Genomic DNA, 19,177 nt, shown 5'->3' on the forward strand with positions numbered 1-19,177 from the left:
GAAGTTATTTCAGCCCTTCTTCAGAAATTTCCGGTGCGGCGGGCAGCGGCAATGACAAACGGAACACCGCGCCGCCTTCCGGCCGATTCTCCGCCCAGATGCGCCCACGATGGGATTCGATAATGGTTTTACCGATCGCCAACCCCAATCCGACGCCCGGCACCGCCGACTCTTTATCGCCGCGCGCAAACTTGTCAAAAATACGCGTCAGGTTCTCCGGCGCGATGCCGGGACCGCTATCCCACACCGCAATCTCCAGCCGATCGCGATCGCGCCACGCCCGAATACCGTGCTGCGCCGCGTTGCCCGCGTATTTCAGGCTGTTTTCGATCAGATTGGTAAACACCCGTTCCAGCATGGCGCTGTCGCCTTTGATCAACACCATCTCGGGCAAATCGAGCATAAATTCATGACCCTTCAGCGACGGGCCCATGCTGCTCAGCGCGCCGCCAATCACCTCATCCAGCGCCACCCACTCTTCGCGCAGATTGAGTCCACCAGATTGAATGCGCGCCATATCCAGCATGTTGCTCACCAGCCGGATGGTGCTCAGCGTCTGTTCGCGAATCTGATTGGCCTGGCCGACATACTTCGACTCTTCGCTGGCCAGATCGAGCATCAGCATTTCTGCCTGACCAAACAGCACCGTCAGCGGCGTACGCAGGTCGTGCGACAGCGCCGACAGCAGCGCATTGCGCAGCTGCTCGCGCTCGGCGGCCAGCCGCGATGCGGCTTCACTGTGCGATAGCGCCATGCGTTCCAGCGCGTTGGCGATCAGCACGGTGAAGGTTTCCAGTAAACGCTGCTGTTCGGGAATCATCAGCTGGCGCAGGTTTTCCGGTTCTACCACCAGCAAGCCGCGACAGTGATTGCCACTTTTCAGCGGCAGAATCTGATACGGCACCGCAGGCAAAGTATCGGTGCCCGCGCCCGCCGGTTGGCCTTTGCTGTAACTCCATTTAGCGATGGCCAGATCCGGCGGCGTACCAATCGCGGTATCGCCCACGGTTTGCAGCTCGCCCTGCTCATCCGGCAGCAGCAGCAAACTGCGCGCCTGCAAGGTGACATCGATGATGCGCTGGCTGGTGCTGGCGATATCCTGCGGCGTCAGGTCGCTGCCGAGCGCTTTCGCCATCTCATACAGATGCCGCGCGCGCTGTTCTCGATAGCGCGCCACTTTGGCCTGATAGCGCACGCCCGCGGTGAGATTCCCGACAATCACGCCCACCGCCAGCATCACCGCGAAGGTCACCAGATACTGCAAATCCGACACCGCAACGGTGCCGGTCGGCGCGACAAAGAACAGGTCAAAGGCGATGATGTTGATCACCGTGGCGAACACCGACGGCCAGCGGCCATAGCGCAGCGCCACCAGCACCACCGCCAGCAGATAAATCATCACGCTGTTGGCGGGATCAAACTCAACCAGCAGCCAGCGTCCAACGCCGGTGACCAAAATACACAGCAGCAGCGCCATCAAACAGCCACGTAGATAGAGCCGCCATTTTTCGCTGCTGGCGCGCTGGCCGCTAAGCGGATGCGGCGCGTCGCGCACCGGTTCATCCAGCGCCACCACCAATAAATCGAGATCCGGACCGAGTTCGCCGAGGCGCTGGGCAAAGCTGTCGCGCCGCCAGCGCCGTTGCGGCTGGCGACCGGTCACGATCTTGCCGAGATTGTGCTCGCGCGCGTAGCGCAGCACCGCGCGCGCTTCATCGGGATCGGAGAGCGTGGCGGTATCCGCGCCAAGTTCCTGCGCCAGCTGCAGCGTGCGCAAAATGGCGCGCCGCCGAGCTTCCGGCAGCCGATTGAGGCGCGGCGTTTCGACATACACCGCGTGCCATTCGCTGCCGAGCCGCGCCGCTAAACGTGCGGCGGTGCGCACCAGCTTTTCGCTGCCGGTATCGTCACCGATGCACAGCAGAATGGCGTCACGCGTGTGCCACACTTTGTCGCGGCCTTGCTGGTCACGCCAAGCGCGCATCTGGTCATCCACGCGATCGGCGGTGCGACGCAGCGCCAGCTCGCGCAGTGCGAACAAATTGCCTTTACGGAAGAAGTTTTCGATGGCGCGTTCGGCGCGGTCGCCGACGTAGACTTTGCCCTCTTTCAGCCGCTGACGCAGATCGTCCGGCGGCAGATCCACCAGCACCACTTCGTCGGCGCTATCGAAGAAGGGATCGGGCACGGTTTCACGCACCTGAATGCCGGTGACGCCGCCGACCACATCATTCAGGCTTTCCAGATGCTGCACGTTAACGGTGGTGATGACGTCGATGCCCGCTTCGAGCAGCTCTTCAATGTCCTGCCAGCGCTTGGGATGGCGCGAACCCTGCACGTTGGTGTGCGCCAGTTCATCCATTAGGATCACCGCCGGATGGCGCGCTAATGCCGCATCGAGATCGAATTCAGCATGACGCGAACGCCCGGTGGCACGACGGGGTAACAGCGCCAGCCCGTTGAGGAGCGCGGCGGTCTCTGCGCGATCGTGGGTTTCCACCACGCCAGCGAGCACGTCGAGGCCTTGCGCGCGCAGGCGCTGCGCCTCCTGCAGCATGGCGAAGGTTTTTCCCACGCCCGCGCAGGCGCCGAAGTAGATTTTCAGCTTACCGCGATGGCTATCGCTGTGGTTTAGCAGTAGCGCATCGGGATCGGGGCGGGCAATTTCGTCGTTCATCGATCGTCCATTGAAAACGGTCGCCATTAATGGCGACCCTACGGTTTATTGCAAATCATCCAGCGCCAGATTGATGCGCAGCACGTTTACCGTCTCTTCGCCGACAAACGGCAACAGCGGGCGCTCGGTGTGGTGCACAATCAGCGCCTCAACATCCTGCAGCGCCATATTGCGTGCGGCGGCGATGCGCGGTGCCTGCCACAACGCGGCTTCCGGCGAAATATCTGGATCTAATCCGCTCGCCGATGCGGTCACTAACTCCACCGGTACTGCTTTGGGTGCTTGTGGATTAGCCGCACGCAGCGCGGCGACGCGTTCCGCCACCGCTTTGTCCAGTGCCGGATTGCTGCCTGCCAGATTGCTGCCGCTCGAGGCCAGCGCATTATAAGGCGCATCGCCGGTTGCGGAAGGTCGGCCCCAAAAGTGGCCCGACTGATTAAATGCCTGGCCGATCTGCTCGGAACCGCGTACCGCACCATCCTGCTCAATCAACGAACCGTTGGCCTGCGATGGAAACCACCATTGCGCCAAACCGGTAGTGAGCAGCGGATAGACCGCGCCGGTGAGCAGCGTAAGCACTATTAACAATACAATAGCCGGACGTAACTGACTCATTTCTCTTCTCCTTAAGCCAGACCAAGCAGCGTCAGCAGCAGGTCGATGGCTTTAATACCAATAAATGGCACCACTAATCCGCCCGCACCGTAAATCCACAGGTTGCGACGCAGCAGCGCCGCCGCGCTCAGCGGGCGATAACTCACGCCTTTCAGCGCCAGCGGAATCAGGAACACAATTACCAGCGCGTTAAAAATTACCGCTGACAGAATCGCCGAATTCGGCGAATGCAGCCCCATCACGTTAAGCATATTGAGCTGCGGATAGGTGGCGGCAAACGCGGCCGGAATAATGGCGAAATACTTCGCCACGTCGTTGGCGATACTGAAGGTGGTGAGCGAACCGCGCGTCATTAGCATCTGTTTACCGATGTGCACTACTTCCAGCAGCTTGGTCGGATTCGAATCGAGATCGACCATGTTGCCGGCCTCTTTCGCCGCCTGAGTACCGGAGTTCATCGCCACCGCCACGTCAGCCTGCGCCAGCGCTGGGGCATCGTTGGTGCCGTCGCCGGTCATCGCCACTAAACGCCCTTCGGCCTGATACTGGCGAATCAGCGCCAGCTTGGCTTCCGGCGTCGCTTCCGATAGGAAATCATCGACGCCCGCTTCCGCCGCAATCGCCGCCGCCGTTAACGGGTTATCGCCGGTGATCATCACCGTTTTAATGCCCATCTTGCGCAGCTCGGCAAAGCGCTCTTTGATGCCGCCTTTAACGATATCTTTCAGCGCGACCACGCCCAGTACCTGCGCGCCTTCCGATACCACCAGCGGCGTGCCGCCAGCACGCGCCACCTCTTCCACGGCGGCATTCACTTCCAGCGGGAAACGGCCATGATTGGCTTCGATGTGGCGACGAACCGCATCGACCGCGCCTTTGCGGATCAGACGATCCTGCACGTTGACGCCGCTCATACGCGTTTGCGCCGAGAAGGGAATAAAGCTCGCGCCCATGCTGCTCAGATCGCGCTCACGCAGGTTAAATTTCTGCTTCGCCAGCACCACGATGCTGCGCCCTTCTGGCGTTTCATCAGCCAGCGACGCCAATTGCGCCGCATCGGCCAGTTGCTGTTCGCTGACGCCCGGCGCAGGCAGGAACTGCGTCGCCTGACGGTTACCGAGCGTGATGGTGCCGGTTTTATCCAGCATCAGCACATCGACGTCGCCTGCCGCTTCCACCGCACGGCCGCTGGTAGCAATCACGTTCGCGCCCAGCATGCGGCTCATCCCCGCCACACCGATGGCCGACAGCAAGCCGCCGATGGTGGTAGGAATCAAACATACCAGCAGCGCCACCAGCACCGTGATGCTGACCGGCGTGCCGCCATACGCCGAGAACGGCCATAGCGTGACGGTTGCCAGCAGGAACACAATCGTTAGCGACACCAGCAGAATGGTCAGCGCCACTTCGTTCGGCGTTTTGCGGCGTTTCGCGCCTTCCACCATCGCGATCATGCGGTCGAGGAAAGTTTCACCCGGATTGACGCTGCATTGAATCACCAGCCAGTCGGAAAGAATGCGCGTACCGCCGGTCACTGAGGAGAAGTCACCGCCCGATTCACGGATCACCGGCGCGGATTCACCAGTAATGGCGCTCTCATCCACCGACGCGCCGCCCTCCAGCACTTCGCCGTCGCACGGAATGATGTCACCGGCTTCCACCAGCACCACATCGCCTTTGCGCAGCGTATCGGCCGCCACGCTGTGCCACGCTGCGCCGTAGCGCGCTTCGGCGAGTTTTTTTGCATCGCTGGTTTTGCTAATGCCTTTCAGGCTGTTGGCCTGCGCCTTGCTGCGCCCTTCCGCCAGCGCTTCAGCGAAGTTGGCGAACAGCACGGTGAACCACAGCCAGATGGCGACGCCAGCGGTAAAGCCCGCGTTGCCGCTGAGCGTGCCACTGGCCATGCCCACCGCCAATACCGAGGTCAGCACGCTGCCGATCCACACCAAAAACATCACCGGGTTGCGGAACTGTACGCGCGGATCGAGTTTTTTCAGCGCATCCAGCATGGCAACGCGGGTTAGCGCCGCATCAAACAGCGCCAGTTGTTGACGACTCATGATTCCGTTATCCCTGAATAAGTTGCAGATGTTCCGCGACCGGGCCTAATGCCAGCGCGGGGATGAACGTCAATGCGCCCACCAGCAAGACGGTGCCAATCAGCAGCGCGATAAACAGCGGGCCATGCGTTGGCAGCGTACCGTTGCCGACCGGCTGAATTTTCTTCGCCGCCAGCGAACCGGCAATCGCCAGCACCGGAATGATGATGCCGAAGCGGCCCACCAACATGCAGAAGCCGAGCAGCAGGTTCCAGAACGGCGTGTTGGCGCTCAATCCGGCAAAGGCGCTGCCGTTGTTGTTAGATGCCGATGACACCGCATACAGCACTTCGCTGAAGCCATGAATGCCTGGATTGGCCATGCCGGCGCGACCGGCGTCGGTCATCATCGCCAACGCGGTGCCAAGCAGCACCAACGTTGGCGTCACCAGAATCGCCAGCGCGGTCATCTTGATCTCCCACACGTCGATTTTTTTACCCATGTATTCCGGCGTGCGACCGATCATCAACCCGGCGATAAACACGCCGAGCAGCACGAACAGCAGCATGCCGTACAGGCCAGCACCGACGCCGCCAAACACCACTTCACCCAGCTGCATCAACCACATCGGCACCATGCCGCCGAGCGCGGTGAAGGAGTCATGCATGGCGTTGACCGCACCACACGACGCCGCCGTGGTGATCACCGCAAACAAGCTGGAGTTGAGAATGCCGAAGCGCGTCTCCTTGCCTTCCATGTTGATGGCGCTGTCCGCCCCGAGCGCGAGGAAGTGCGGATTCCCGCGCACTTCGGCCCACATCACGGTGATCACCGCCAGCACGAACATGATGGTCATCGCCCACAGCAGCATGTGGCCCTGACGACGATCGCCCAGATGCTGGCCAAAGGTGAAACAGAGCGCCGCCGGGATCAGGAAGATGCTCAGCATCTGCACGAAGTTGGTCAGCGCCGTCGGGTTTTCGAACGGATGCGCCGAGTTGACGTTGAAGAAGCCGCCGCCGTTGGTGCCGAGCATTTTGATCGCTTCCTGCGACGCCACCGGACCGAGCGGCAGCGTCTGCTGCGCGCCTTCCAGCGTGGTAAGCGCATGGTAAGGTTCGAAGGTTTGAATGCTGCCCTGGCTAACGAAAAACAGCGCCATCAGCAGGCTGATTGGCAGCAGCACGTAAACGGTGATGCGCGTCAGATCGCGCCACGCGTTGCCGAGCGTTGCCAGCGAACGGTTAGCAAAACCACGAATCAGCGCAAACGCCACGGCGATGCCGGTCGCCGCCGACAGGAAGTTCTGCACCGTGAGGCCCGCCATCTGACTGAAATAGCTCAGCGTGCTTTCCCCGGCGTAGGATTGCCAGTTGGTGTTGGTGACGAAGCTAATGGCGGTATTGAGTGCCAGATCCCAGCTCAGATTAGGCAGATGCTGCGGGTTCAGCGGCAGCGCGGCCTGCGTCATCAACATCAGCAGCAGCAAGGCAAAACCCAGCGCGTTAAACAGCAGAACCGCCAGCAGATAGTGCGGCCAGCGCATGGCGTCGCCGTCGGCTCCGGCCAGTCGCCACAGCGCGCGTTCGGTACGCGGCAGCAGCGGCTTGTCAGCCACAAACAGGGCGAGATAACGTCCCAGCGGTTGTGCCAGCACCATCAGTACCAGCAGAAACACCGCAATTAGCATGAATGCATTCGCAGCCATCAGAATGCCTCCGCATTAAGCAGGGCATAAATCAGGTAGCCCAGAAGAACAAACACCAGCACGATGCCGGCTATCACGCCCACGCTCACAGCAACCTCCAGAGGATTTTGGTAGTGCTGCAAGCATGCGCGGCGCGGCATAAAGAAGAGGTAAAAAGGCGGGAAGCGGGCGTAAATAAAGTATAAAAATGGTGAAGAATTAAGCGCTTTCTAACGCCCAGATGCGGTTCAGATCGATGTTCTGCCACAAGCCGCTGTCTTCCGCGCCGGTGATGCTGTCGGTGCAGAAGCTGTCGCCGAGATCGAGCTCTTCCGGTTTCACTTCGCGCTGCGCGTGCAGCGACCAGAACACATGCACTTTGGGCTTCAGCAGTGATTTTTCGCCCGCCTGCACCACCAGCGCCACGCGCCCGGAAGCCAGTCGCACCAGCGATCCCACCGGATAGATGCCGATAGTGCGCACGAAGGCGTGCAGCAAAGTGTTATCGAAGTGGCCGCGCCAGCTCAACATGTTGTGCATCGCTTCGGCAGGCGTCCAGCCCTGGCGATAAGGACGATTCGAGGTGACGGCATCATAGACGTCGCACACCGATGCCATGCGCGCATAAAGTGAGATCTCCTCGCCTTTCAAACCGTGCGGATAACCGTTACCGTCGTACTTTTCATGGTGATGCAGCGCGATATCCAGCAGATCTTCACCGGCATTGGCCTCCATCAACATCTGCGCGCCGACAATCGGGTGCTGGCGCATCACGGTGAACTCTTCATCGCTGAGCTTGCCGGGTTTGTTGAGAATCTCCAGCGGCACCGCGGCTTTACCCACATCGTGCAGCAAACCGCCCATGCCAACACGGCGCAGCTGATGCTCATCGAGGCCCATTTTTTTGCCCAGCGAGATCATCAAGCCGCACACCGCCATCGAGTGCAGATAAGTGTAATCGTCGTGATTCTTCAGACGCGCCACGCTCAGCAGCGCAGTGGGTTCGCGGGTGATCGAACCGGCAATTTGATCTACCAGATCAAGGGTGTAATCGAGGTCGAGGCCCTGCCCCATGCGCGCCTCGTTAAACATCGCCAATACCTGCGGTTTCCCCTGATTGAAGATGCTTTGCGCCTGATCCATCTCCTGGAAAAACGGGGTTTTAGGAATATCTTTTTTCGGCGCAGGCGCAGCGGGCGCCTGAACCGATTTGTCGAGATCGATCCATAACTGCAGGATCCCCTCATTGCGGATCATCGCGATCTGGCGTTTATCAGTGATCAGCATTTGGTTGCGAATGCGCTTATCTTTGACCCACCAAACCTCAAGTTTGTGGATAAACATTCCCTGCCGCAGTTCGTCAACGTTAATCAGCTTTATCACGATATCGCTCCTTAATATCAGTGGGTGGTAAGGAGGTATCGGCAGCTGAGCAAAAAATCTTCAGGAGTGATTTGTGCGATCGGTGAGGTTTGCGAGATGGGTGCGCATAAATGCGCACATTACGATGGTGCGGGCTTTGACCAGGTGCGCATGAATGCGCACCCTACGTCGTAGGGTCGCCATTCATGGCGACCTGGCTTGAAACATTCTGCTCCTCGCCAACGCGTTCAATCGGTCCCATCACCAGCAGGAACAGTAAAGCAGCGACCACGCAGTGCGCGCCGACAAACACCAGCCCAATGCTGTAGCTGCCGGTTAAGCCGACGATGATGCCGAACAGCAGCGGCGTGATAAAGCCCGCCATGTTGCCGATGCCGTTGAAGATCGCGCCCGCCAGGCCAACCGCTTCTTTGGGTGCGGTATCGCTGACAATCGTCCAGGTTCCGGCACCTGCCGCCACGCCTTTGCCGAAGAAGGCGAACGACATAATGGCGATAATGCCGACGTTGCTGGGGATCACCGCCGCCAGAACCAGCGACGCCGCCATCAGCATGCCGACGATGTACGGCGTTTTACGCGCCCAGGATAAACTCCAGCCGTTCGCCAGCAGTTTGTCGGAGATATAGCCGCCGCTGATGCCGCCGAGGAAGCCAAATACCGCCGGTGCGATGGTGGCAAAACCGGCGTCGAGAATATTCATGCCGCGCGCCTGCACCAGATAAATCGGGAACCAGGTGATAAAGAAGTAGCTGAGCGCGATGATGCAATATTGGCCGATGTAGGCGCACCACAGCATGCGGTTGCTGAGCAGCTTTTTGAACATCGCTTTGCTCAACGGCGGACGCGCTTTTAGCGTTTGCGCCGAATCGATATCAACCAGCGCGCCGCCCTGCTCGATGTAGCGCAGCTCATGTTCCGATACCCGCGGATGATGGCGCGGGCTGCGCATAAAGCCCATCCAGACAAACACCGCCAGTACGCCAATGCCGCCCAAAACGAAGAACGGCCATTCCCAGCCGAAGCACGACACCAGCCAGCCGGAGAGCGGCGAGAAGATGGCGACGGCAAAATATTGCGCCGAGGCGAAAAGTGAAGAGGCGCGGCCGCGTTCGGCGCTGGGGAACCACATGATCACCGCGCGCGCATTGGCGGGAAAACTGGGTGCTTCAATCAGTCCCAGCGTGAAACGCAGCGCAAACATCAATGTCAGCGCCATGGTCATGCCGCTGGAGAACTCGCCGACAAAGCCCATCAGCAGCGTGGAGATCGACCACAGCGCCAGCGTCACGCCATACACTTTTTTGGTGCCGAAGCGATCGAGGAACAGGCCGCCGGGGATCTGGCCGATCACATAGGCCCAGCTAAACGCCGAGAGGATCAGGCCAAGCTGGATCGCCGAAAGTCCAAACTCATCTTTGATCGCCGATCCCGAGATCGACAGGATCGAGCGATCGGCATACGCCACCACGGAAAGAAACAGGATCAGGCAAAGGATCCAAACGCGTACGTGGCTGTTCTGTGGCCGATTATTGGCTTTTAGCATGGGCTGAATTCCTCAAATGAAACACACCGGAATACCGCTTTATTTCCCCTGTTCAGCAACTATAGGAAGCGGTTTCAGGCGTGGTCATTGTGCGAATGGCGGAATCGACGGTGCTAATTAGCGCCAGATTTGGCAGCCAGCACAAAGCAAGGTGCGGTGCTGCACAGAACCTTAAAGATCCGCGCGCCTTTGCACCGCAATGTGCGCCAGCTCTAAGAAAATACTTTGCAGCGCAACTATGAGCGCGCAAAGCAAAGACGCACCCGAGAGCAAAGTGTGCGCCTGGCTGCAAAATCCAACCGCGCTGATTGTCAGCCGCGTAGCGGGCTCGTAGGCTGAAAATGATTTCATTAAGCCATTTTTGATCTTGATGAAACATTCATTCTAATAACAAGCTTACTCTGGAGTCTGCGATGAAAACCCTCAAGGCGATTGTGTTGCTCGGCCTGCTCTCAACATCAGCCTCGGCGCTGGCAGAAAAAATTGGCGTGTCGATGGCCTACTTTGATCAAAACTTCCTCACCATTATTCGCCAGTCGATTGATAAAGAAGCCAAAGCGCGCGGACTCGATATTCAGTTTGAAGATGCACGCGGTGATGTTGGACGGCAAACCGATCAGGTGCAGAGTTTTATCGGCGCGGGCGTGGATGCCATCATTGTCGATCCGGTCGATTCTGCCAGCACGCCGCAGCTGACCAAGCTGGCGCAGCAGGCAAAAATTCCGCTGGTGTACGTAAACCGCACGCCGGGCGATAAATCGCTGCCGGCCGGCGTGGTGTTTGTCGGCTCCGACGAGCGTGAATCCGGCACCTTGCAGATGGAAGCGCTGGCCAAGATGGCTAACTACAAAGGCAATGTGGCGATCATGATCGGTAACCTGACCGATGCCGGTGCGCTGCAACGCACTAAAGACGTTGAGCAAGTGGTGGCGAAGTATCCCGGCATGAAAGTGGTACAGAAACAGCCCGCCAACTACGCGCGCAACGAAGGCATGGATTTGATGAATAACTGGCTAGGCAACGATGAGGCGATTGATATCGTAGCGGCAAATAACGATGAGATGGCGATTGGCGCGGCGATGGCGCTGGCCAAGGGCAATAAAAAGGTGCTGGTTGGCGGCATCGATGCCACGCCAGATGGCCTGAAAGCGCTGTCGCAGGACAAAATTCAGGTCACAGTGTTCCAGGATGCGGTCGGCCAGGGCAAAACGTCGGTGGATGTGGCGCAGAAGCTGATCAAAGGCGAGAAAGTCGATTCACACGTGTGGATTCCGTTCGAGCTGGTAACCAAAGAGAATATGCAGAAGTACGTTGATAAATCACAATAATTACCGCCAAATCGTAGGGTCGCCATTTATGGCGACCGTAATACGGGTTTGGTGCGGTTATCGACAAGGTCGCCATGAATGGCGACCCTACGGTTAACGTAATTGCGCCATCTGCACGATATCGTGATACTCGCCGTCGCGCAGGCAGGCTTTGCGCTTCACGCCTTCGCGCTCGAAGCCCAGCTTCTGATACAGCCGCAGCGCGCGTTCGTTATCGTGAAACACTTCCAGCTCAATGCGCATAATGCCGAGCCAGTTAAAGGCGTAATCCATCGCGTTGCGGATCAGCTTTTCGCCAATGCCGCGCCCGCCAAACGCCGGATCGACGCCGATACCAAAACTGATGCTGTGACGCGTGCGTGGACGCTGCTCGACAAACAGCGTGAGCTCGCCGACCATCGCGCCATCGATCTCCGCAACAAAGCCGATGTATCCCAGCTCATCCATTTTTTCGAATTTTTTCTGCCAGGTCGCCACGCTCGGGCACGGCAGCTGCGTGGTCCAGCGATAAACGTCAGGATGGCTGTAAAGACGTTGGTAGGCGGCGGCATCGCCCGGCTCACGACCGCGAATGTGTAAATCCATGTCGGTAATCCCTTTTCACTTGCACTAAGCTGTTAACTCTCACCATTTCGGGAAGAGTGACTCTATGTTGTATCGCCGTTTTGAACGTTTTATCAATATTTTCCAGGATGCGCCAACCGATTCCCCGCCCGCCAGCGTCTGGCCGTTCTACTTCTACTATCTGCGTCAGGTGTGGCCGAGTTTCGTCGCGCTGCTGATTGTCGGGCTGGTGCAGGCGCTGATCGAAGTGGCGCTGTTCAGCTATCTCAGCCGCATCATTGACCTGGTTAATCACTCCACGCCCGCCTCGTTGTTCAGCGATAACTGGCAAATATTGTTGTGGATGGGCTTTGTGGCGCTAATTCTGCGGCCGGTGGTGATTGCCGCACACGATATGCTGGTGCATCAAAGCATCAACCCAAGCATGACCAGCATGATCCGCTGGCAGCATCACAACTACGTGCTGCGCCAGAGCCTGAACTTCTTCCAGAACGATTTTGCCGGGCGCATTGCCCAGCGCATCATGCAAACCGGTAACTCGCTGCGAGATTCGGCGGTACAGCTGGTGGATGCCATCTGGCACGTGGTGATTTACGCGGTGACCTCGCTGGTGCTGTTTGCCGAAGCGGACTGGCGCCTGATGATTCCGCTGGTGATCTGGATTGTGGCGTACAGCGTGTCGCTGAGCTTCTTCGTGCCGCGCGTTAAACAGCGTTCGGTGGTGTCATCGGAGGCACGCTCAAAATTGATGGGCACCATCGTCGATGGCTATACCAACATCGCCACCATCAAACTGTTCTCGCACAACGATCTGGAGAAACGTTACGCGCGTGAGGCGATTCAGGAGCAAACCGACAAAACCCAGCACGCCAGCCGCATGGTCACCACCATGGATATCACGCTCTCGACGCTCAATGGCTTGCTGATTGTCAGCACTTCCGGCCTGGCGCTGTGGTTGTGGAGCCAGTCGCTGATCAGCGTCGGTGCGATTGCGCTGGCGACCGGCTTGGTGATCCGTCTGGTGAACATGTCCGGCTGGATCATGTGGGTGGTGAACGGCATCTTTGAGAACATCGGCATGGTGCAGGATGGCCTGAACACCATTGCGCAGCCGCTGAGCGTGCAGGATCAGCCGAATGCAAAAAACATGCAGGTGACGCGCGGCCAGATTCGCTTTGAGGATGTGCGCTTTGATTATGGCGGCAGCCGTCAGGTAATTAATCGCCTCAACCTCAATATCAAACCGGGCGAGAAAATCGGGTTGATTGGGCCGTCCGGCGCCGGTAAATCCACCCTGGTGAATCTGCTGCTGCGGCTGTATGACATCAACAGCGGTCGCATCGTGATTGACGATCAGAACATTGCCGAAGTGACGCAGGAAAGCCTGCGCGGGCAAATCGGCATGATCACCCAGGACACATCGCTGCTACACCGCTCGATTCGCGAAAACCTGCTGTATGGCCGCCCGGATGCGACGGAAGAGGAGCTGCAGGCGGCGATTATCCGCGCGCGCGCCGACGAGTTCATTCCGCTGCTCTCCGATCCGCAAGGCCGCACCGGTCTGGATGCGCACGTGGGTGAGCGCGGCGTGAAGCTGTCGGGCGGTCAACGTCAGCGTATCGCCATCGCGCGCGTGTTGCTGAAAGACGCGCCGATTCTGATCATGGACGAAGCCACCTCCGCGCTGGATTCCGAAGTGGAAGCGGCGATTCAGGAGAGCCTGGAAACGCTGATGCAGGGCAAAACGGTGATTGCCATTGCGCACCGTCTTTCAACTATCGCCAAAATGGATCGTCTGGTGGTGCTGGAGAAAGGTGAGATTGTCGAGATGGGCAACCACCGCGAGCTGCTGGCGCACGGCGGACTTTACGCGCGCCTGTGGCAGCATCAGACCGGCGGTTTTGTCGGCGCGGATTAATCACCACGCCGATACGGTAAGGCGTCGCGCGCTTCAATTGCCCAGCCGCGCACGCCTTCCCGTTCCTGCAGCAGAAAATCCCCCACCGCATCGCGCAAGCCGGGATGACACAGATAGTGCCATGAGTGCGTGATATGCGGTTCAAAGCCGCGCACCAGCTTGTGCTCGCCCTGCGCGCCCGCATCAAAACGCTGTAAACCTTCCGCGATGGCGAAATCCATGCCCTGATAGAAGCAGGTTTCGAAATGCAGCCGATCAAACTCCGCCAGACAGCCCCAATAGCGGCCATACAGCGTGTTGCCGTCCATTAAGCAGAACGCCATGGCGGCCGGTTGGCCTTGCAGCGTTGAAATCACCACGCGAATTGAACGCGGCATGCGCTCCGCCAGCAGGCTAAAGAAGTGGCGCGTGAGATACGGCCGCTGGCCGCGCACCGCATAGGTGTTGGCGTAACAGGTGTAGACGAAATCCCAGTGATCTTCGCGCAGCCCATCGCCGCGATACCAGCTGAATTCAAAGCCGCTGCTCATCACCTGTTCACGCTCTTTGCGCAGCTGTTTGCGCTTGCGCGACATCAGCGTGTCGAGGAAATCCTGAAAATCGCGATAGCCTTTGTTGTGCCAGTGATACTGCAAGCCAAGACGTTCCAGCCAATCCGGCTGCTGCTGCATGATTTGATTGGCGAACGGCGTGGTGAAATTGATGTGCGCGCCGCTCAAACCGTTTTCGTAGAGGTTATCCGGCAGCGCGCTGAGCAGTTTCAGCACCGCGTCTTCATCGCCCAGCAGACGTGCGCCGGTCACCGGACTGAACGGAATCGCGCCCAGCCATTTCGGATAGTAAGGAATACCGGCGCGCTGGCAGGCATCCGCCCACGCATGGTCAAACACATATTCACCGCGCGAATGGCGTTTGCGATAGCCCGGAATGGCGGCACGCAGGGTGCCGTTTTCGCGCCACAACAGGTGATCCGTCTGCCAGCCGTTTTCGGGCCGCACGCTGCCGCTCTCTTCTAATGAAAGAAGAAAGGCATGGCGTAAAAACGGTTGATCGTCAGGTAACAATGCATCCCATTCGACGGCGGAGATCTCCGCCAGCGACGACAGATGTAGCAAAGACATTCACGGCTCCCGGCCAGATGAAAGCAGGCGCCTAGTTCAACAGGTTTTCCCGTGTGGGAAAAGGTGCAGCGCACTGAATGTGTAATCACCAGATTTGACCCGATGCGCATTAATGCGCACCCTACGACGTAGGGTCGCCATTCATGGCGACCGATTAACATAAAACGCTGAACTAACAGGAAACGCCATGGATCGACTCGATTGTGACCGCATGTTTGTCGCCGTGCTGGAAGTCGGCAGCTTTGCCGGTGCGGCTGAACGCCTGGGCACCAGCAGCGGCCAGGCGTCGAAGCTGGTCTCCCGGCTGGAGCAGGAACTTGGCGTGCAGCTGTTTAAACGCAGCACGCGTGCGCTCTCGCCCACCGAAGTTGGTCGCGCCTATTACGAACGAGTAAAAACGTTACTCGAAGCCTTTGATACGCTGGATGCCACAGTGCGCGACAGCGCCACCACGCCGACCGGCCGCCTGAAAATCAGCGCGCCCGGCACCTTTGGTACCGCCGTGTTAGCCAGCGTGCTGGTTGAGTTCGCGCGCCATTATCCGCAGATTGAACTCGACGTGAACTTCTCCGATCGTGCAGTTAACATCGTTGATGAAGGCTTCGATATGGCGATTCGCATCGGCAAGCTTGACGACAGCAGCCTGATTGCGCGCCGCCTCGGCGATGTACCGATCCGCGTGGCCGCGTCTTCCAGTTATCTGCTGCAACACGGCACGCCACAGCATTGGCGCGATTTGGCGGCACATCAGTGCATCAGCGATACCAACTTCCGCGATCCCTGGCACTGGCCGTTTGTCACGCCGTGTGGCGATAGCGTCAGCATGCCAATTCGTGGTCGTCTCTGTTTCTCGAATACTGAAGCCTGTTTGCAGGCAGCAATAGCCGGATTGGGCATTGCGCGGCTGCCGGGTTTTATTGCCGCGCCCGCTCTGCAGCGCGGTGAAATCGTCTCGATATTAGAGGAGTTCGCCACGCCGCCGCTCGGCCTGTTCGCGCTCTATCCGCCGGCACGTCATCTGGCGCAGAAAACCCGGCTGCTGATCGATTTCCTCGCCGCCCATTTCCAGCAGCATCCGCCCGGCTGATTCCTTCCAATTTGGAAGTAATTAAAGCCATTTTGCCCGGATTATCACCCAACTAGCAGCGCTGTATGCTCACTTCATCAACACTGAGGAGAGAAGACGATGCTGGTAAACGGTAAGTGGAGTGCAGAGTGGCATCCGGTGCAAGCCACCGACAAACAAGGCGGATTTGTGCGCCAGACATCCAGTTTTCGTCACTGGATCACTGCAGATGGTTCCAGCGAATTTGCTGCCGAGCCGGATCGTTATCACCTCTATGTGGCACTGATTTGTCCGTGGGCTTCGCGCACGCTGCTGGCACGCACTCTGAAAGGGCTGGAGAAAGTGATCAGCGTGTCGGTGGTGGAACCGCAGCTCGGTGCGCAAGGCTGGCGCTTCGGTGATTATCCCGGCGCGGACCGCGACTGGCTGAATAAAGCCGAATACATTCATGAACTTTATACCCGCGCCGATGCCGATTTCACCGGCCGCGCCACCGTGCCGGTGCTGTGGGACAAAAAGACGCAAACTATCGTCAATAACGAGTCGGCCGATATCCTGCGCATGCTGAACAGCGGCTTTGGCGCGCTGGCGGACGATCGCATTGATCTTTATCCCGAAGATCTCCGTGCAGAGATCGACGCGCTGAACGAATCGATCTATCCGCGCCTGAATAACGGCGTGTATCGCACCGGCTTCGCCACCACGCAGATCAGCTATCAGCAGGCGTTTAACGATGTGTTCAGCCAGCTGGATGAGCTGGAGCTGCGTTTGCAGGATGGCCGCACCTTCCTGCTCGGCGAGCGCTTAACCGAAGCGGATATCCGCCTGTTCGTTACGCTGGTGCGCTTTGACGCCGCCTATCACGGCCTGTTTAAATGCAACCTGCGCCGCCTGCGTGACTATCCGCTGCTCGATCGTTATCTCAAGAGTATGCTGTCGGTTTCTGGCGTGCGTCAGACAGTGAATATCGACCATATCAAGCAGGGCTATTATTCGATTAAAGCGCTGAATCCCAACGGCATTGTGCCGGTTGGCCCGGATATGGCGGCCTACGGTTTATAAGGAGCAGTGCGATGGCAAAAGCGTTAGTGATTTTTTTACATGGCGTCGGGAGCAACGGCGATGACCTCGCGGTGCTCGGCGAACATTGGGCGCGCCTGCTGCCAGATGTGGCGTTTGCCTCGCCGAATGCGCCCTATCCTTTTGAACATGCGATGGGATATCAGTGGTTTAGCCTGACCGGCATCACGCCTGAAAATCGCCCGGCGCGCGTGCGTGAAGCGCGCGCGGCCTTTGATGACACACTGCAACAGCTGATGGCACAACACGGCATGGCGGATGCGTGGGACAAAGTGATTCTGGTGGGCTTTTCGCAGGGTTCGATCATGGCGCTGGATGCACTGGCGTCGGGTCGTTATCCGCTGGCGGGCGTGGTGGCATTTTCCGGTCGTCTGGCGTTTGATGGCGCATTAACGCCACAACAGTACACGCCTGCGCTGCTGATTCACGGCAAAGCTGATGATGTGATTCCGTTTAGCGAAAGCGCATCGGCGGAGCAGCGTTTGCAACAGGCTGGCGTGACGGTGGAAGCGCGCTATGAAGCGGCCACCGGCCACACCATTTCATCGCAGGGTGCGATGGATGCCGCCGGTTTTATTGCGCAATGTTTGCAGGATTAAGGCCAGTAACGATTTAACGCCTGCCACGCCTTGTGCGCAGCCACCTCTGCTGGCTGCGCTTTCAACTTATCGTTAAACACTTCAATGCCGACCGGCCCGCTATAACCAGCACTTTTCAGCTTATCGACAAAGCGTTCCACTTCAATGATGCCATCGCCCGGCAACAAGCGCTGATGACGCGCGTACTCGCTGAGCGGCTGCTTATCCTGCGGCGGCATTTCGGCCATGTCGCACAGCTGCACTTCGTAGATACGATCGGCAGGAATGCCATCCAGCTGAGACGCATCGCCGCCTAACGCGCAGATGTGGAACAGATCGACCACCAAACCGATATTCGGCTGGTCCAGCCGTTGCAGCCGTTCCCACGCCAGCGGCAGCTTATTATCCACGCTGCACCACGCCATCGGCTCATACATGATGCGCATGTTGTAGCGCGCAGCTTCCGAGGCCATCCAACGCAAATCTTCATCAATGCGCGATGCTACGCAATCTTCACGCGTGCTGGCGGGAGCCTGAATGGTGTCGCAGCCAATGGTTTGGGCAATTTGAATGAACTGACGCAGCTCTTCGCGTTTTTGCTGGCGCTCACGATCCGGCGCACCGGTGAAATCGCGCAGCACCTGAACATTGGTGAAGCCAAGCTGTAACTGCTTTGCTAACTGTGGCGTACTGGCTTGCACATCGTCGCGCCAGATCTCAACCTGCTCGAAACCGGCGGCGCGTGCGGCACGCAGCTTCTCCTCAGGTTCACCGTTTAACAACACCAGGTTAAGGAATTTGGGGTTACGACGCATGACACAGCTCCTTAATCGTCCGGATAATCGGTGACACATTCTGTGCGTCACGCGCACAGAATGGCGATCAGTATCTACCTCTGAGGAGTTATTTCAAGCCTGAAGGTTATCCCAGCAGGTTTACCACGGCAAAACCGGCGAAGGTCATCAGCAGCGAACCGATGACATGCACCATCACGCTCGACATCGCCCACAGGTATTTGCCGGTTTGCAGCAGCCCGACGATTTCCGCTGAGAAGGTTGAGAACGTGGTTAAGCCGCCACATAAACCGGTGACAATCAGCAATTTCCAGAAGGGATCGATGTGCGGGTTACGCACGAAGAAAGCCAGCGCCGCACCGATGATAAAACCGCCCACCAGATTCACCATCAAGGTGCCCGGCGGCAGATTGGGAAACAGCGCGTTAAAACGTAATGAGATCAACCAACGCAGCGAACAGCCAACCGCTCCGCCCAGTACCACCGCCAGTAACGACTTCAACATAGTTTGGAGCTCCTGAAATGAATTACGCGCAGGGCCGCGGCAGGACAGAATAACACCTGACACACCGCCGTCTCCCGCGCAGGGATACGAGTGTTGTCAGGCGTCATCAGCCGTCTGTGACCAGAACGGCGGTTGGGGAAGGTGGCACGCCATCACCTTAGGCGGGAGATAATACGCTGGCTTGGCAATGCAGACAATATGCGAGCCAGGTGCGCATTAATGCGCACCCTACGAAAACGTCACCGATCTGTCGTAGGGTCGCCATTCATGGCGACCGAA

Annotated in this window: 16 protein-coding genes and 1 riboswitch; of the genes, 5 read left to right on the plus strand and 11 right to left on the minus strand. The window is 58.4% G+C overall.

Going from position 1 to position 19,177, the window contains the following annotated elements; genetic code table 11:
* Positions 1–4: 4 nt before the first annotated feature.
* From kdpD to FHW71_RS22365, 7 genes are all read right to left on the minus strand, one after another.
* A complete protein-coding gene (kdpD, locus tag FHW71_RS22335; RefSeq protein WP_179453117.1) occupies positions 5–2,677 on the minus strand; it encodes a two-component system sensor histidine kinase KdpD in 2,673 nt (890 codons plus the stop codon).
* A 45-nt stretch (positions 2,678–2,722) separates the two neighbouring features.
* A complete protein-coding gene (kdpC, locus tag FHW71_RS22340) occupies positions 2,723–3,292 on the minus strand; it encodes a potassium-transporting ATPase subunit KdpC (RefSeq protein ID WP_179453118.1) in 570 nt (189 codons plus the stop codon).
* An 11-nt stretch (positions 3,293–3,303) separates the two neighbouring features.
* On the minus strand, positions 3,304–5,352 hold the full coding sequence (gene kdpB, locus FHW71_RS22345) for a potassium-transporting ATPase subunit KdpB (protein WP_154193973.1): 2,049 nt from the start codon (positions 5,350–5,352) through the stop codon (positions 3,304–3,306).
* Positions 5,353–5,359: 7 nt separating this feature from the next.
* Positions 5,360–7,039 carry a potassium-transporting ATPase subunit KdpA gene (gene kdpA / locus FHW71_RS22350; protein WP_179453119.1) on the minus strand — a complete coding sequence of 560 codons (1,680 nt, stop codon included), beginning with the start codon at positions 7,037–7,039 and terminating at the stop codon, positions 5,360–5,362.
* The gene (gene kdpF, locus FHW71_RS24190; RefSeq protein ID WP_081113208.1) at positions 7,039–7,128 is read right to left on the minus strand and encodes a K(+)-transporting ATPase subunit F; all 90 of its coding nucleotides are present in this window, start codon (positions 7,126–7,128) and stop codon (positions 7,039–7,041) included. The genes kdpA and kdpF overlap by 1 nt, the downstream gene beginning before the upstream one ends.
* A gap of 109 nt (positions 7,129–7,237) precedes the next feature.
* A complete protein-coding gene (locus tag FHW71_RS22360) occupies positions 7,238–8,401 on the minus strand; it encodes an HD-GYP domain-containing protein (protein WP_179453120.1) in 1,164 nt (387 codons plus the stop codon).
* Positions 8,402–8,564: 163 nt separating this feature from the next.
* Entirely contained in the window at positions 8,565–9,944 is a 1,380-nt protein-coding gene (locus FHW71_RS22365; RefSeq protein ID WP_179453121.1) for an MFS transporter, read from the minus strand.
* Positions 9,945–10,357: 413 nt separating this feature from the next.
* On the opposite strand from FHW71_RS22365, the gene FHW71_RS22370 reads away from it, so the two are divergent.
* Positions 10,358–11,272, plus strand: coding sequence for a sugar ABC transporter substrate-binding protein (locus tag FHW71_RS22370; RefSeq protein WP_008109461.1), 915 nt, complete (start codon positions 10,358–10,360; stop codon positions 11,270–11,272).
* Positions 11,273–11,365: 93 nt separating this feature from the next.
* Here FHW71_RS22370 and FHW71_RS22375 read toward each other — a convergent pair whose 3' ends face one another.
* A complete protein-coding gene (locus FHW71_RS22375) occupies positions 11,366–11,857 on the minus strand; it encodes a GNAT family N-acetyltransferase (protein ID WP_008109463.1) in 492 nt (163 codons plus the stop codon).
* A 64-nt stretch (positions 11,858–11,921) separates the two neighbouring features.
* Between FHW71_RS22375 and FHW71_RS22380 the strand changes: the two genes are divergently transcribed.
* On the plus strand, positions 11,922–13,754 hold the full coding sequence (locus tag FHW71_RS22380) for an ABC transporter ATP-binding protein (protein WP_061719804.1): 1,833 nt from the start codon (positions 11,922–11,924) through the stop codon (positions 13,752–13,754).
* On the opposite strand, the gene FHW71_RS22385 is transcribed toward FHW71_RS22380, so the two are convergent.
* The gene (locus tag FHW71_RS22385; RefSeq protein WP_179453122.1) at positions 13,751–14,875 is read right to left on the minus strand and encodes a GNAT family N-acetyltransferase; all 1,125 of its coding nucleotides are present in this window, start codon (positions 14,873–14,875) and stop codon (positions 13,751–13,753) included. The two genes, FHW71_RS22380 and FHW71_RS22385, sit on opposite strands and share 4 nt — an antisense overlap.
* A 187-nt stretch (positions 14,876–15,062) precedes the next feature.
* Here FHW71_RS22385 and FHW71_RS22390 point away from each other — a divergent pair, with 187 nt between their 5' ends.
* From FHW71_RS22390 to FHW71_RS22400, 3 genes are all read left to right on the plus strand, one after another.
* Complete coding sequence (locus FHW71_RS22390) at positions 15,063–15,962, plus strand: LysR family transcriptional regulator (RefSeq protein ID WP_154157279.1); 900 nt, start codon at positions 15,063–15,065, stop codon at positions 15,960–15,962.
* Positions 15,963–16,061: 99 nt separating this feature from the next.
* Positions 16,062–17,003 carry a glutathione S-transferase family protein gene (locus tag FHW71_RS22395; RefSeq protein WP_179453123.1) on the plus strand — a complete coding sequence of 314 codons (942 nt, stop codon included), beginning with the start codon at positions 16,062–16,064 and terminating at the stop codon, positions 17,001–17,003.
* 11 nt (positions 17,004–17,014) lie between these two features.
* Positions 17,015–17,620 (plus strand): prolyl oligopeptidase family serine peptidase, encoded by a 606-nt coding sequence (locus FHW71_RS22400; RefSeq protein ID WP_179453124.1) that lies wholly within the window; start codon positions 17,015–17,017, stop codon positions 17,618–17,620.
* Here the strand turns inward: FHW71_RS22400 and FHW71_RS22405 are convergent.
* Both FHW71_RS22405 and crcB read right to left on the minus strand, forming a co-directional pair.
* On the minus strand, positions 17,617–18,414 hold the full coding sequence (locus FHW71_RS22405) for a sugar phosphate isomerase/epimerase family protein (RefSeq protein WP_179453125.1): 798 nt from the start codon (positions 18,412–18,414) through the stop codon (positions 17,617–17,619). The two genes, FHW71_RS22400 and FHW71_RS22405, sit on opposite strands and share 4 nt — an antisense overlap.
* A 106-nt stretch (positions 18,415–18,520) precedes the next feature.
* Positions 18,521–18,898: a fluoride efflux transporter CrcB gene (gene crcB / locus FHW71_RS22410; protein WP_039333080.1), complete on the minus strand. Its 378-nt coding sequence runs from the start codon at positions 18,896–18,898 to the stop codon at positions 18,521–18,523.
* Between the two features lie 90 nt (positions 18,899–18,988).
* A riboswitch (Fluoride riboswitch) is annotated at positions 18,989–19,064 on the minus strand.
* Positions 19,065–19,177: the final 113 nt, after the last annotated feature.

The organism is Enterobacter sp. Sphag1F, from assembly GCF_014193275.1.
GTDB lineage: Bacteria > Pseudomonadota > Gammaproteobacteria > Enterobacterales > Enterobacteriaceae > Pantoea > Pantoea symbiotica.